Genomic DNA, 14,926 nt, shown 5'->3' with positions numbered 1-14,926 from the left:
ATCGTCATTCCGTGCCGGCGGAGGGACGGACGAGCGCGAAGCCGGGGATGAGGACATCGAAGCCGCCATCCGGCCCGTCCATATGGTAGCGCCCCGCCATGCTGCCACGCGGGGTGGGCAGCGGGCAGCCGGAAACATAGTCGAAGCTGCCGCCGGGCGGGATGACCGGCTGCTCGCCGACAACGCCCTCGCCTTCCACCTCGCTCACCCGGCCCTCGCCATCGGTGATGAACCAGTGGCGGCGCAGCAGTTGCACGATGTCGTTGGAATGGTTTTCCAGCCGCACATGATAGCTCCACACGAAGCGATGGCCATGCGGATCGGACTGTTCGGGCAGGTAGCGCGGCGCCACGCGCACGGTGATGCCGTGCGTGGTGGCGCTGTGCGTGAAGAAGAGGTCCATAACCGTGCTCATAGCCCGATCGCCTTGAGCGCGCGGTCGAGATCGTCGATCAGGTCGTCGGCATCCTCGAGCCCGACCGACAGCCGCAGCATGCCCTCGGTGATGCCCATCTCGGCCTGGATGGCCGCACTCACGCTGGCATGGGTGGTGCTCGCGGGGTGGGTCATCAGCGTCCGGCTGTCGCCGAGGTTGTTCGAGATGTCGATGAGTTCGAGCGCATCGAGCAGGCCGTGCGCGGCTTCGCGGCCGCCATCCAGATGCAGCGCGATGATGGTGCCGCCCTTGCGCATCTGCCGCATGGCGAGCGCATGCTGGGGGTGCGAGGCGAGGCCGGGGTAGAGCAGCCGCGGCACCCGGGCTTCGAGGAAGCTCGCCACCCGCTGCGCGTTCTCGCAGGCGCGCGACACGCGCAGGTCGAGCGTTTCCAAGGACTTCAAGATCAGCCAGGCGTTGAAGGGGGAGAGGTTGGGGCCGGTGTGGCGGGCGAAGGCGAGATAGACGTCGTTCATCCATTGCTCGGAGCCGAGCACCGCGCCGGCGAGCACCCTGCCCTGCCCGTCCATCAGCTTGGTGGCGCTATAGGCCACGATATCGGCGCCGTGCTCGAGCGGCCGCTGCACGATGGGGCTGGCAAAGGCGTTGTCGACCACCACCAGCGCGCCGGCATCGTGCGCGATATCCGCGACGGCGCGCAGGTCGGTGATGTCGAGGCCGGGGTTGCTCGGGGATTCGAGGAAGAACGCCTTGGTGTTGGGGCGCCGTGCCTTGGCCCAGGCTTGCGTGTCGCGCGCATCGACGGTGGTCGTCTCGATGCCGAAGCGCGGCAGGATGCTGTCCACCAGCACGCGGCACGAGCCGAACAGCGCCTTGCCGGCCACCAGATGATCGCCGGCGGAAAGCTGGCAGAGCAGGGCCGCGGTCATCGCTGCCATGCCGCTGGCGGTGGCCCGCGCGGATTCGGCGCCCTCGATCAACGCGAGGCGCTGCTCCATCATCTCCACGGTGGGGTTCTGCAGCCGGCTGTAGGTCATCCCCGGTCGTTCGCCGCGGAAGCGCGCGGCGGCTTCCTCGGCATTGTCGTAGCAATAGCCGCTGGTGAGGAAGAGCGCCTCCGATGTCTCGCCCACTTCGGTGCGCATCGTGCCACCGCGCACCATCTGCGTGGCGGGGCGCCACTTCGAGGTATGGGCGGGGGATTGGCCAGTGGTGCGTTTCATCCGCGATGGGATAGCCGTCCCCGCCAATGCGCGCAATCAGGCCCGGACCCGGCTTTCGTTCAGCTTGGGTTCGGACTCTGCCATGGAAGGTTGTAAAGCATAGTCATCGATTAAATCCCTATTGATTCGAAGGAGTTTGAAGTGTCGAAATTCGCAGCGGGCGTGGTGAAGTTCCAGAAGGAAATTTATCCCAAGAACGTCGATCTGTTCGGGATGCTGAGCAAGGGCCAGAAGCCCGAAGCGTTGTTCATCACCTGTTCCGATTCCCGGATCGAGCTCGGGATGCTGACGCAAACATTGCCGGGCGATCTGTTCGTGGTGCGCAACGCCGGCAACATCGTGCCTCCCCACAGCAATTCGACCGGCGCCACCACGGCTGCGATCGAGTTTGCCGTCGGCGCGCTCAAGGTGCCGCACATCGTGATCTGCGGGCATACCGATTGCGGCGCCGCCAAGGGTGCGATGGATCTCGACAAGCTCGATAACCTCCCCCATGTGCGGGATTGGCTCGGGTATATGCGCGCCGCTGTCGATATCGTCGGCGCCATCGGCCAGGATCTGAACGAGCACGACCGGATGGTCATGCTGCTCGAGCAGAACATCCGCCTGCAGCTCAACCATCTCAAGACGCATCCGACTGTCGCCGTGGCCATCGCCAAGGGCGAGTTGCAGCTGCATGGCTGGGTCTATGATATCGGCGCCGGCGAGGTGCTGGCGCTGAATGCAGAGACCGACGCCTTCGAGCCGGTGAGCGAGCTCTATGCCGACGAGGTCGGCGAGTATCTGAAGGAAACAACCGCGCACGCGCACGGTTGAGCGGCGTTTCCGGCCTCAGGGAATCGCGATGGCACCGTCGATCGGTGCCATCGTCGGGGCCTCGTGGCCGCGCACGATCAGCAGATACATGACCGGCGTGACGATGCGGCTGAGCACCGTCGACGAGACCAGACCGCCGATGATGACCCAGGCCAGCGGGCCGTAGAGCCCCGAGCCCGACAGTGCGAGCGGCAGCAGGCCGCCGATTGCGGTGACGCTGGTGAGCAGCACGGGCAGGAATCGCACTTCGCCGGCGCGCTCGATGGCCGGGCGCAGCGCCATGCCGGCGGCGCGAAGCTGGGTGGTGAAATCGACGAGCAGGATCGAATTCTTGATCTCGATTCCGATCAGCGCCACGAACCCGATGACGGCCGTGTAGCTGATCGAATTGCCGGTGAGGAACAGCGCCACCAGCCCGCCGAAGATGCCGAGCGGGATGACGCCGGCAACCACCGCCACTTCGCGGAAGCGGCCGAATTCGACGACGAGGACGCCGAGGATGCCGAACACCGCCAGCGCGATGATCGGCCCCAGCCCTGAGAAGCTGCGTGACCGCGCCTCCGCCTCGCCGCCGGCGGCGAAGCGATAGCCTTCGGGAAGCTTGACCGTCTCGATCGCCTTGAACACCGCATCGTTCACCGACGCCGTGAGGAATCCGGGGGCGATTTCGGTTGTCAGCGACACCACGCGCTGCTGGCTCTCGCGGCTGATCCGCGGCGGCGCGGAATCGAGCTGCGGGCTGGCGATCTCGCGCAGCGGAATGGCGCCGCCCGCCGCGGGCACATAAACCTGATCGAGGATCGACACCGGCTGGCGTGTGACGAGCGGCAGGCGGACGACGACATCATAGCTGTCCCCCTCATTGTCGCGGAAGCGTCCGGCGGCCTCGCCGGCAAGGCTGAGGCGCAGGATGCGGCGCGGGGCACCCGGCACAACGCCGAGCAAGGCGGCCTTGCCACTGTCCAGCCCGAGATCGAGGCGGGGCTGATCGGTGGCGATGGGATTGTTGACGTCGCGGGTGCCCGGCACCTTGCGCATCAGCGCCTCGGTCTCGGTTGCCAGCCGCTTGAGGACATCGAGATCGGGTCCGAAGATGCGGACCAGGATCGGCGCGTCGATCGGCGGGCCGTTCTGGAAGATTTTCACGGTGTATTGCGCGTCGGGGCTGGTATCGAGCCTGGCGCGCAGCCGCTCGACCAGGGCCGGACCATCATATTGGTCCCACTCTTCCAGCACGACGAACACTTCGCCGAGGTTGGTCCGCTGGTCGAACGAGCGCTGGTTGTAGAAGATCTGCGGGTTGCCGCGCCCGATGTTGGTCATCAGCGTTTGCACCAGCGGCTCGTCCTTGAGCGCTGCTTCCACAAAGCGCGTGGCACGCTCGGTCTGGGTGATGGCGGCACCCTCGGGGGCACGCACGGTGACGAGGAAATAGGGCGCATCGGCGGGCGGGAACAGGCTCGATCCGATGAACGGCACCAGCCCGAAGCCCGAGATGACGATTCCGGTGGCGATGGCCATGGCGCGCCATGGCCGCTCCAGCGACCAGTGGAGGATCGGCGCGTAGAAGGTCTGGATGCCCTTCTGCACTGCCTGCAGGAAGCGGTTGCCATGCTCGGTCTCGGTGCGCGGCAAGATGCGGCTGGCCAGAAAGGGCACGATGGTGAGCGACACCAGCAGCGATGCCGCCACCGTGCCGAGCACCGCCACGGGGAGCGAGCGAGTGAACTTGCCCGCCCCTTCGGGCAGGAACGCCAGCGGCAGGAAGGCGAACAGCAGCACGAAGGTGCAGCCGAGCACCGCCACGGCAATCTCGCGGGTGCCCGAGATCGCCGCCGACATGCGGTCCTCGCCCTCGCGCAGGTGGCGGGCGATGTTCTCGGTGACCACGATCGAATCGTCGACAAGCAGCCCGAGGGCGATGATGAAGCCCGAAATCGCCAGCTGGTTGAGGGTGAAGCCGGTGAAGCTGAGCACCGCCACGCCGATCGCCAGGCTGAGCGGCACCGACACCATGACCACCAGCGAGGCGCGCAGCCCCAGCGGCAGCAGCGTGATGAGCACCAGCAGCAGCGCGATGCCGAAGTCGCGCGCCAGCGTGGCCAGCTTGCGGCCGATGTCGAGCGACTGGTCGAAGCCCAGCTCGAGCGTCACGTCGGGCGGCAATTGTGCGCGGAACGCCTCGGCCGCCGCCACCGCATCGTTGCGGATATCGAGGACGTTGAGATTGTCCTTCTGCTGGAGTGTCACCCACACCGCGCGCTTGCCATTGTAGCGCGCGATGTGCGGCTGCTCCTCATAGCCCCAGCCGACCTGCGCCACATCCCTGACGCGGATCAGGCTGCCATCACGCGCCCGCACCGGCTCGTCGGCAATCTCCCCGACCGACTTGAAGGCGCCGCCGGCCTGCACGTTGAGCCGCTGGTCACCGCTGTGCACGGCGCCAGGCGGTAGATCGGTCGAGCCCTGGCGCAGCGCATCGGTGACGGCGGTGACGGGCAGGCCGAGCTGTGCCATGCGCCCGAGATCGAGCGCCACGGTCACTTCCGGACGCGGAATGCCCCAGACACGCGTCTCGCGCACGCCCGGCACGCGGTTCATCCGCTCGCGAAGATCCTTGCCGAGCTTTTCCAGCCGCCGGTACGAGGCGGTGTCGGAGACGAGGGCGAACTGCAGGATGGCGGCCTCGGTGGTGCGGCTGCGCCGGAATTCGAGCCGCTGCAGCGCCGAGGGCAAGGTGCCGCGGATGGCGTTCACCTCGCGCACCACCTCGTCGTATTTCTTCTCGGGGTTGTCGTCCCAGCTGAACTCGGCGGTGATCACCGACGAGCTGTCGGTGTTGGTGGAGGCCACCTTGACGATGCCATCGACCCCTTGCAGCACATCCTCGATCGGCTTGGCGATGGTGGTTTCCATGTCCGAAGGCTCGGCGCCCGGCACGGTGGCGACGACGATGATGAACGGCGACGGAAAATGCGGATCGACCGAACGCGGGATCGAGAAGAAGCTCGACAGCCCGATCGCCACCAGCAGCGCGAAGACCACGAGCGTGATCTGCCAGCGCGCGATCGCAAAATTGATGATGTTCACGCGGCAACCTTGACGCGCATGCCATCGCGCAGCCGGTCGGGGCCGGAGGTCACCACGTGCTCGCCCTGCTTGAGGCCGCCGGTGATGATGACCGCATTGTCGCGCACGGCACCCACCGCGACCTGCCGCAGCCGCACCCGGCCGGTGGCGGCATCATGGACATAGACAAAGCCTTCATCGGCGCGGACGCTGAAAAGCGCGGTTGCCGGCACGCTGGCAAGATCGCGCTCGGCACTGCCCGCCACGCCCTGCGGCGGCGCCGAGAGCATCAGCCGCGCCTCGCCGATGAGCCCCGAGCGCAGATTGGCCGAGGCCGGCAGGCTGAGCTCGACCCGGAAGGTGCCGGTGGCATCATCGCCGCGCGCGCCGATTTCGGAAACGGTGGCGATGATCGGCGCATCGCCGAGCGCCGGCAGCACCACGGTCGCCGGCTGGCCGAGCCGCAGCCGTGCCACATCGCCATCGGCAACCGGCAGCCGCAGCACCATGCCGCTCGAGGCCTCGCCAACGACAAGGACGGTCTGGCCCGGCTGGACGATCTGACCCGGCTCGAGCGGGCGCCGCAGCACGGTGCCGGACGAGGGCGCACGGATGACGCCAAGGCCTTCGTCGAAGCGCGTCTGGCGAAGGCGCGCCCGCGCTGAATCGAGCGATGCCCGCGCCGTTTCCACGCGCGGTGCGGTGACCCATCCCTTGTCGAAAAGGCCCTGCAGCCGCGCATGATCGGCCTGGGCTCGCACCAGCTCGGCCTGGGCGGTGCTGGTGCTGGCATCGAGGCTGGTGAGATCGAGCCGCGCCAGCACCTGGCCCTGCCGCACCTGCTCGCCTTCGAGCACGGTAATGGCCGCGATCCGTCCTGGTGCATTGAAACCGAGTGCGGTCTCGCGCTTGAGGCGGACGGTGCCGGAAATGCGCAGCTCGTTGGCGCCGAACGCCGGCGCCACCGTGGCAAGGCTGACCGGCAGCACCGCTTCCGCCGGCGCGGGAGCAGGCACGCCATCATCGGAACAGGCCGCCAGGCAGAGGCCTGCTGCCAGCCAAAGCACCGCCCGGCGCCGCTGTAAGGGCGCTGCCCAGCCGATGTCGTGTATGCCCCGTCGATTGATCATGGACGCGCCCGTGGTTTGATCGGCGGGCAATATGAACCGATCAAACCCCAGAGCAAGCAGTTTTTTGAGTGTCACTCAAGATGCGTCAAACTGACATGGATGTTGCGGAAGATTGACGCAGTTGCGTTAATCAATGATGATAAGAGTATTAACGACCAAGGGGTGAGACACGGTGGAGGGACCGGGGATCGCCACGATGGCGGGCTCGTCGATGCGTTCCTGTCCCGCAGGCGCCACCGCGATGTCTGCAACGATGTGGCCGGGAAGGTGAAACTCCCAATCAGGGAGCCGCAAGGCGAGCGCGTCGACCGCTGCAGCAACGGCAGTGGCGGGCCCGACCAATCGCAGATTGAAGCTGTGGGTGAAGCCGACGAAGGTCGCGCTGGCCCAATCGTGACTTCGCAATTCTTCCACGATCAGTATCGGTTTTTCCCTGTCAGTGGAATCGAGACCGGCGGCAGCGGCGATGCCGCGCAGCAGGGCGGCGGCATGGCCTCTGGTGCGGTCTGCCGGCGCGCGCCCAGCCCCGCGGCTGTGGAAAACGTCGAAGCTGTTCATCGGCGGGCATCCATGATGGAGGTCGCGGGAAGGTTCGTCGCTTGCGCGTCGGCAGCCGTGATGAAGCCGGCGACGCGCGTGATCGTGGTGGCACGCGGCTCGCGGCCGCGGCGCAGATCGAACACGAAACGCGGATCGCCTGCCGCAACTCGGCCGAAGCGCGATGGCCGCACCCCGTGCTTTTTCAGATGGCGTTCAACGAGTGTCAACAAGCGCATGGCATCATATCCCTTTCCGACCCGCTTCATGGCAGCGCTCGGCCGGATTACCCCCGATTCGGCGCCGTTAACGATTTATCGCCGGTCATTTCCTACTAGTCTAGGTAAAAAACTATGATACATGTGTCGGCAAGCGGACCAGGAGAGGAGGTTTCGCCCAATATGGACAGCTTGGCCATCCGCAAGCGGCTGGACGCGCTGATCGGTTCGCGTGGTGACGATTATGCGTCGCTGTCGCGCCTGCTCGGCCGCAATCGGACCTATATCCAGCAATTCGTGAAGCGCGGCGTGCCGCGGCGGCTTTCCGAGGCGGACCGGCGTGTGCTGGCAGCGCATTTCGGCATTGCCGAACGGTTGCTTGGTGGCCCGGAAGACGCCGGAAGCCGGGCGGTGCTGCCGCGCCCCGGACTCGTGCAGCGCGCCGAGGATTATGTGCTCATCCCGGAGCTCTCGGTCGGCGCCTCGGCCGGCAATGGCGCCGAAGCCGGCGATGAAGTGCCGCTCTCGGTGCTTGCCTTTCAGGCGCGCTGGGTTCGCTCGATGGCGTCGTCACGCCCCGATGCCCTCAACGTGATTTCCGTGCAAGGCGATTCCATGCTCCCCACGCTGGCCGACGGCGACCAGATCCTGGTCGATACCGCCGACAGCGAACGGCTGCGCGATGGCATCTACGTCCTGCGCACCGATGATGCGCTGCTGGTGAAGCGATTGTCGGTCAACCCCGCCACCCGGCGGCTGACCATCCGGTCCGACAATGATGCCTATCCGAGCTGGGATGATTGCGATCCGGCGGGTGTGCAGGTGATCGGCCGGGTGGTGTGGGTTGGCCGGCGGCTATCCTGAGCGCATCAGCGCCGCTGCATCACCGCCATCACCACCGCCGCCAGCACGCCGACGATGCCGCCGATCACCAGCCCGGCGGAAACCTCGCCCAGCAGCATGCCGATGACGGGGCCGATGATCAGCCCGGCGGCGATCAGGCATCCGCCGCCGGCGGGCGGCGGCGTTGTGGCGGGTGGTGCGGGCTCGGGGGTGGTCATGGCGCCCTCCTGCCATGCCCGCCGCGCCGGCGCCACCGCGATTGACGGGCGCTTGGTCGCAGCCCCCGCTTGCCGCGCACGGCATTGCTTTGCGCATGCAGGCTGTTCCGCTATCAACGCGCGTGCAGTTGACTGATCGCATGTCCCAAGTCTGGCCGGCGGCGGCTGCTTGCCTGTTGCTGGCGGGCGCGCTGCCGGCGACTTGCGCGCAGGCCCAGCCTGCAATGCAGCCGCCCGCAGTGCAGCCAGCAGTTCCCCCCGAAGTGCCCCCCGAAGTGGCCCCCGAAGTTTCCGCCGCCACCGGCGCCGATGAGGACGCTGCCCTTGCTGCGGACCTGCCGCCGCCGGCTGTCGAAACCGACGAGCCGGGCGCCGACGAATTCACGCCGCTCCCCGATGCCGATGGCGTGCCGCTCGACTGGCCCGATCTGGTCGGCGCCGCCGACGACACCTCGGGTGGCGAAGTCGAGGAGGTGCGCTACGAAGTCAGCATCACCGGCCTCGACGGGCTTGGGCTCGATAACCAGTTCCGCGGCCTGTCGGCGCTGTGGACGCGGCGCGGGGACGCAGCCAACCTGGCGCAGATCCGCCGCCGCATTGCCGAGGATCGCACGCTCATCGACCTGCTGCTGCGCTCGGTCGGCCATTTTGGCGGCACGGCTGATGTCGAGATCATCGCGCCCGAAGGCGAGGCGGCGCGCACCCAGGTCAGGATCGTTGTCGATCCCGGACCGCTCTACCGTTTCGAGCGCGTCGACATCAGCCAGGACGCTGCCGGCGCGCCGGACGATCTGGGGCAGCGGCTGATCGGGATCAAGCCCGGCGACCCGGTGGCAGCCGCACCCGTGACCGTGCTGGAGGAGACGCTGGCGACGCGCCTTGCCGACGCCGGCTATCCCTTCCCGCAGGTGCGGCCGCCGGAGATCATCATCGATCATGCCACGCGGCTTGCGACGCTGACGCAGAGCATCGATGCCGGCCCGCGCGGCATGTTTGCCCGCACCCGCATCGAGGGCGATGTGCAGGGCTTCACCGACAAGCACATGCGCGTGCTCTCGCGCTTCGAGCCTGGCCAGCCCTATGATGGCGCGCAGCGCGAGGATCTGCGGCAGGCGCTCGTGCAGACCGGGCTTTTCGGTGCTGTCAGCGTGCGACCGGTGCTGGCCGGCCCGATCCTGCCCGATGGCACCCAGCCGGTCGATGTCGTCGCCACGGTGGAGGCGGCACCGCCGCGCTCGGTGACGGCGGCGGGTGGTTACAACACCGGCCAGGGCATCCGCGTCGAGGGCGGCTGGACGCACCGCAACCTGTTTCCGCCGGAAGGCGCCATCATCGCCCGCACCGTATTGGCCGAGCGCGAGCAGCTGCTGAGCGGCGAATTCCGGCGCCGCAATTTCGGCCAGCGCGACCAGACGCTGTCGGTGCAGGCGTCGGTCTCCACCGAGCAGCAATTCGCCTATCGCGCCCGCTCGGCGCAGCTCGCCGCCGGCCTGGTGCGCGATTCCAACCTCATCTGGCAAAAGCCGATGACGTTCTCGGTCGGCGCGCAGGCCATCGCCACGCGCCAGCTCGACCGCACGCTGAGCATCGAGGGCGTCGATCCCAACATCACCTTCTACATCCTGGCGCTGCCGGCCTCGGTGACGTTCGACAACAGCGACAACCTGCTCGATCCCACCCGCGGCTTCCGCCTGACCGGCCGTGTCAGCCCAGAGCTGACGCTGCGCGACGGCCAGTATTTCAACTATATCAAGGCGCAGGTCGATGGCACCTATTACCAGCCGGTCGGCGACGCGCTGGTGCTCGCGGGGCGGCTGCACATGGGGAGCATCATCGGCGCGTCGCGCGGGCGGGTGGCGCCATCGCGGCGCTTCTATGCCGGCGGCGGCGGCTCGGTGCGCGGCTTCAATTTCCAGGGCGTGGGGCCGATCGACTCCGAGGGCCTGCCGACCGGCGGCAACAGCCTGACCGAAGCCAGCCTCGAAGCGCGCTACCGCTTCAAGGCGCTCGGCAATGATCTGGGCGTGGTGGGCTTTGTCGATGCCGGGCAGGTCTATTCGGGCACGGTGCCCAGCTTCGATTCGCTGCGCATCGGCGCCGGTGTCGGCATCCGCTATTACACCAGCTTCGGCCCGGTCCGCATCGATGTGGCGACGCCGATCACGCGGCGCCCCGGCGATCCCAAGGTGGCCTTCTACGTCTCGATCGGCCAGGCCTTCTGATGGCCGAAGCTTCCACCCCCGCACCGCGCCGCCGCCGCCGCCGCCATCTGTTCCGCGCGCTGGCGGCCATCGGCGTGCTCTTCACCATGGCGGCAGTGGCGGTGTTCGTGCTCGTCGGCACGCAGTTCGGGCGCAACCGGATCGTCAGCTGGCTGCCGCTGCTGCCGTTCGAATCCGGGCTTGGCATCCGCATCGACCGCGTGGATGGCCAGCTCTGGGGCCAGGCGCGGCTGCACGGCCTCAAGCTCTCCGATCCGCAGGGCGTGTTTCTGGAGGCACCGCTGGTCGATCTCGATTGGCGGCCGATGGCCTATCTCCGCGCTAACCGGCTCGACGTGCGCACGCTCACCGCCGCCGATGTCCGGCTGCTGCGGCTGCCGAAGCTGCTGCCGACGCAAAATGAAACGCTGCTGCCGGATTATGACATCCTGATCGGCAATTTCGCGGTCGATCGCCTGCTGCTGGAAGCGCCGGTGGCGGGCCGCCGCCAGCTGTTGCGCGGGCTGGGCAGCGCAGACATCCGCGCCGGCCGCGCGCGCATCAGCCTGGCAATGGACACGCTCGACAGCCTCGGCCGCCCGCTCGCCGACGCTGCCGACCGGTTGCGGCTGACGCTCGACGCCGAGCCGGCGAAGGACCAGCTCGAGCTTGCCGCCGCCATCGATGCACCGCGCGGCGGGGTGATCACCGGCCTCACCGGCCTCGATCGGCCGCTCACGCTGCGGCTGACGGGCGATGGCGGCTGGACGCGCTGGGCCGGCCGGCTGCGCGTGGAGCTCGAAAACAGCAACCTCGCCGATGTTGCGATCACCGGCAACGACGGGCGCTTTTCGGCGCAGGGGGCGGTGATCCCGTCGCTGCTGCTTGGCGGCGTGCTGGGCCGGGCGCTGGGCCCCAAGCTCGTTGTCGATGCCAATGCCGGGCTTGGCAGCACCGGCACGCGCGATCTCTCGCTGCAACTGTCCGGGCCGGCGTTGCGGATCGATCTGCGCGGACGGCTTGCCGCCAGCTCCGAAGTGATCGAGGACGGCCGGATCGCGGTGGCGCTGCTGCGGCCCGAGCTGCTCTATCCGCAGGCCAGCGGCGATGATGTGCGGATGACGGCACGCCTCGCCGGCACGCTCGCCGATCCGCTGATCGACTGGACGCTGACTGCACGCAGCGCCGGCTGGGGTGCAACGATCCTCCGGGGTGTGCGCGGCGCCGGCATCGTTCGTCCGGCGGCACAGGACGATGGCCCCGGCATCGCCTTGCCGCTGACGCTGATGGTGGCGCGGGTCGATGGCGTGGCGGCCACGGCAGCGCCGCTGCTCACCGAACTGCGGGGCGAAGGCGCGCTGCGCTGGTTCGAAGGCAAGCTGACCGGGCAGAGGCTGAAGCTGCGGTCGAGGCGGATCACCGCCACCGCCAGCGTGGCGGTGGAGCCCGCGCGGGCGGCCTGGCGGATCGGCGTCGATGGCCGGCTCCCCGGCTATGCCATCGAGGGCCTGGGCAGCGGCGATGTGGCGGCGGCACTTGTGGTGACGCCCGCCGGCGCCGGCGCCCGCGTGACCGGCACGGCCCGCTTCAACACCACGCGAATGACCAGCGCTGCGCTGCTCAAGGCACTCGGCGGCCTGCCGGTGCTGACCACGGCGATCGACGTGAGCCCCGATCTGGCGCTGCGCATGTCGGGCCTCACCCTGGCTTCACCGGCGCTGAAGCTGGTCGGCGATGCCAGCCTGACCCGTACCGGCGCGCTCACCCTGGCGCTGCAGGGGAATGCCGGTGCCTATGGGCCGCTGACGCTGCGCGCCACCGGCAGCAGCACAGCACCGGCGCTGCAACTCACCCTCGCCCGACCCGGGCTCGGCATCGGCCTTGCCGGGGTGCGGGCCGCCATCAGCCGGGCGGGCAATGACTGGCTGATCGACGCCGATGCCAACAGCAACTTCGGGCCGGTGCAGCTACGCGGGCTGCTCGAAACCGCCGGGCCGCTGGCCTTCACCATCGAGAATGCCAGCATCCTGGGGCTCACTGGCACCGGGCGCGCAGTGGTGACACCTGCCGGCCCGCTTGCCGGGCGCATCATGCTGCGCGGCGACGGCACCAGCGGCACGCTGCTGCTGAGCGACGCCGCCGGCAGCCAGCGCTTCGATCTTGATGCCACCGCAAGCAACGCCAGGCTGCAGCTCGATGTGCCGTTGCAGATCGAGCGCGGCACGCTCAAGGCCGGGGTGCGGCTGGTGGACGGCGGCATCGAGGGCAGCGGCGATTTCGCCTTCACCGGGGTGGAACGCGACGGGGTTCTGCTCGACGCGACCAATGGCAGCTTCCGCTACGCCGCCGGGCGCGGCACCGCCACGCTGCACGCCAATGGCACCCGCACGCTGCCCTTCGCGCTCGACAGCGATGTCCGCTTCGAGGGGGACCGCATCCAGGTCGGCGGCAAGCTGCTGCTCGGCACATTGCCGGTCACCCTCGTCGGGCCGGCGCAGATCGTGCGTGCCGGCAATGACTGGGTGCTGGAGCCGGTGACCCTGATCGCCGGTGCCGGCCGCGCCGAGCTTTCCGGCCGCTGGGGCGCGCAGTCGCGCCTCACCGGGCAATTGCGCGCGATGCCGCTCAGCGTCCTCACGGCGTTCGCGCCGTCGCTCGATTTCGACGGGCTGGTGTCGGGGCGGATCGACCTCAGCCTCGCCGAAGGCGGCACCCCGCGTGGCAGCACCGATCTCACCCTCGCCGGCCTCACCCGCAGCGGTGCCGCCTCCTCCTCGCTGCGCATCAACGTGGGGCTGAAGGCGGAGCTCGGCATCGGCGGCACGGTGGCGCGCGCGATCATCACCCGTGCCGGCCGCACCGAGGGCCGCGCCCAGCTGCGCGTCGGTGCGCTCACCGGCGAGGGCGGGCTGCTGGAACGGCTCTATGCCGCCCCGGTTAGCGGCCAGGTGCGCTTCAACGGACCCGCACAGGCGCTGTGGGGGCTGGGCGGCAACGATGCGATCGATGTGCGCGGGCCGGTGAGCCTGGCGGCATCGCTCTCGGGCGCTGTCGGCGATCCGCAGCTCGCCGGCACCCTGCGCATGGCCGGCGGCCGGGTGGAGGCGACCGTGCTCGGTGCCGTCATCGAGAATGTGGCGCTCGACAGCCGCTTCAACGGCTCGCGGCTCGAGCTCACGCGCTTTTCGGGCACTGCCGGCCGTGGCGGCACCATCACCGGCACCGGCGGCATCGATCTTTCCGCCGAGCGCAGCTTCCCGCTCGATATCCGGCTGCGCGTCAACAATGCCCAGCTTCTCAACCGCGACGATTATGCCGGCACCGGATCGGGCACGCTCAGGATCGCCACCGACGAATATGGCGGCGTCGTCTCGGGCAACCTTACCGTCAACCGCGCCACCTTCCGCATCGGCCGGGCAGCAGTGGCCGATGTGCCGGTGCTCGCCGTCACCGAGCGCAACACCCGCAGCCTAGGCCGGCCGGTGCTCGCCTATGCGCCGCCCACCCGCTGGCTGCTCAACCTCGATGTGAAGGGAGATCGCCAGCTGTTCGTCTCGGGCGTGGGAATCGAATCCGAATGGCGCGCCGACCTGCGCATCCGCGGCGGCGCCTACACGCCCGAGCTGTTCGGCCGGGTGGAGCTGGTGCGCGGGGACTATGATTTCGCCGGCAAGCGCTTCGCCCTCACCCGCGGCGATGTGCGCTTCCAGGGCGGCTACCCGCCCGATCCGGTGATCGACATCGCCGCCGAGAGCAGCACGAGCGGCTTCACTGCCCAGCTGGCGATCGCCGGCACCGCGAACAAGCCTGCCATCCGCTTCAGCTCGGTGCCCGCCCTTCCCGAGGACGAAGTGCTCAGCCGCCTGCTGTTCGGCGAATCGGTCACCAACCTCTCCGCCTTCGAAGCGGTGCAGCTCGCCGGAGCGCTGGCCTCGCTGCGCAGCAATGGTGGCGGCTTCAACCCCATCAATTCGGTGCGCAAGGGCCTGGGCATCGATCGGCTGCGCATCCTGCCGGCCGACCAGCTTACCGGCCGCGGCACCGCGGTGGCGGCCGGGCAATACATCGGCCGAAACGTCTATGTCGAGCTCGCCACCGACGCGCAGGGCTATACCGCCACCAACATCGAAATCTCGATCACCCGCTCGCTGGCGATCCTTTCGCAAGTCGCCACGCTGGGCGGCACCGGCGCCGCCCTGCGCTGGCAACGCGACTATTGAGGTCTGTTGTAGCGACTGCTACAATCACCTCTGCTGCCAGTATTGGCAAAAGGA

At 68.5% G+C, this 14,926-nt stretch carries 11 protein-coding genes; 4 read left to right on the top strand and 7 right to left on the bottom strand.

Annotated features, from left to right (window positions below; translation table 11 throughout):
* Positions 1–4: 4 nt before the first annotated feature.
* Both apaG and metZ read right to left on the bottom strand, forming a co-directional pair.
* Positions 5–403 (bottom strand): Co2+/Mg2+ efflux protein ApaG, encoded by a 399-nt coding sequence (gene apaG, locus FHS79_RS10970; protein ID WP_184199684.1) that lies wholly within the window; start codon positions 401–403, stop codon positions 5–7.
* An 8-nt stretch (positions 404–411) separates the two neighbouring features.
* Entirely contained in the window at positions 412–1,620 is a 1,209-nt protein-coding gene (metZ, locus tag FHS79_RS10965) for an O-succinylhomoserine sulfhydrylase (protein WP_184199623.1), read from the bottom strand.
* Positions 1,621–1,761: 141 nt separating this feature from the next.
* On the opposite strand from metZ, the gene FHS79_RS10960 reads away from it, so the two are divergent.
* Complete coding sequence (locus FHS79_RS10960) at positions 1,762–2,436, top strand: carbonic anhydrase (RefSeq protein WP_243453440.1); 675 nt, start codon at positions 1,762–1,764, stop codon at positions 2,434–2,436.
* Between the two features lie 15 nt (positions 2,437–2,451).
* Here FHS79_RS10960 and FHS79_RS10955 read toward each other — a convergent pair whose 3' ends face one another.
* The 4 genes from FHS79_RS10955 to FHS79_RS10940 form a co-directional block, all read right to left on the bottom strand.
* A complete protein-coding gene (locus FHS79_RS10955) occupies positions 2,452–5,526 on the bottom strand; it encodes an efflux RND transporter permease subunit (RefSeq protein WP_184199620.1) in 3,075 nt (1,024 codons plus the stop codon).
* On the bottom strand, positions 5,523–6,635 hold the full coding sequence (locus FHS79_RS10950; RefSeq protein WP_184199617.1) for an efflux RND transporter periplasmic adaptor subunit: 1,113 nt from the start codon (positions 6,633–6,635) through the stop codon (positions 5,523–5,525). The genes FHS79_RS10955 and FHS79_RS10950 overlap by 4 nt, the downstream gene beginning before the upstream one ends.
* Before the next feature lie 126 nt (positions 6,636–6,761).
* Complete coding sequence (locus tag FHS79_RS10945; RefSeq protein WP_184199614.1) at positions 6,762–7,193, bottom strand: hypothetical protein; 432 nt, start codon at positions 7,191–7,193, stop codon at positions 6,762–6,764.
* The gene (locus FHS79_RS10940; protein ID WP_184199611.1) at positions 7,190–7,411 is read right to left on the bottom strand and encodes a hypothetical protein; all 222 of its coding nucleotides are present in this window, start codon (positions 7,409–7,411) and stop codon (positions 7,190–7,192) included. The genes FHS79_RS10945 and FHS79_RS10940 overlap by 4 nt, the downstream gene beginning before the upstream one ends.
* 162 nt (positions 7,412–7,573) lie before the next feature.
* Here FHS79_RS10940 and FHS79_RS10935 point away from each other — a divergent pair, with 162 nt between their 5' ends.
* Complete coding sequence (locus tag FHS79_RS10935) at positions 7,574–8,254, top strand: S24 family peptidase (RefSeq protein ID WP_184199608.1); 681 nt, start codon at positions 7,574–7,576, stop codon at positions 8,252–8,254.
* Positions 8,255–8,259: 5 nt separating this feature from the next.
* On the opposite strand, the gene FHS79_RS10930 is transcribed toward FHS79_RS10935, so the two are convergent.
* Positions 8,260–8,451 carry a hypothetical protein gene (locus FHS79_RS10930; protein ID WP_184199605.1) on the bottom strand — a complete coding sequence of 64 codons (192 nt, stop codon included), beginning with the start codon at positions 8,449–8,451 and terminating at the stop codon, positions 8,260–8,262.
* A 140-nt stretch (positions 8,452–8,591) separates the two neighbouring features.
* Here FHS79_RS10930 and FHS79_RS10925 point away from each other — a divergent pair, with 140 nt between their 5' ends.
* Entirely contained in the window at positions 8,592–10,673 is a 2,082-nt protein-coding gene (locus FHS79_RS10925) for an autotransporter assembly complex protein TamA (protein ID WP_184199602.1), read from the top strand.
* On the top strand, positions 10,673–14,872 hold the full coding sequence (locus FHS79_RS10920) for a translocation/assembly module TamB domain-containing protein (RefSeq protein ID WP_184199599.1): 4,200 nt from the start codon (positions 10,673–10,675) through the stop codon (positions 14,870–14,872). The genes FHS79_RS10925 and FHS79_RS10920 overlap by 1 nt, the downstream gene beginning before the upstream one ends.
* Positions 14,873–14,926 lie beyond the last annotated feature (54 nt).

Source organism: Polymorphobacter multimanifer (assembly GCF_014205635.1).
Lineage (GTDB): Bacteria > Pseudomonadota > Alphaproteobacteria > Sphingomonadales > Sphingomonadaceae > Sandarakinorhabdus > Sandarakinorhabdus multimanifer.
The sequence above is the reverse complement of the archived record's forward strand: the minus strand, read 5'-3'. Positions and strand labels throughout refer to the sequence as shown.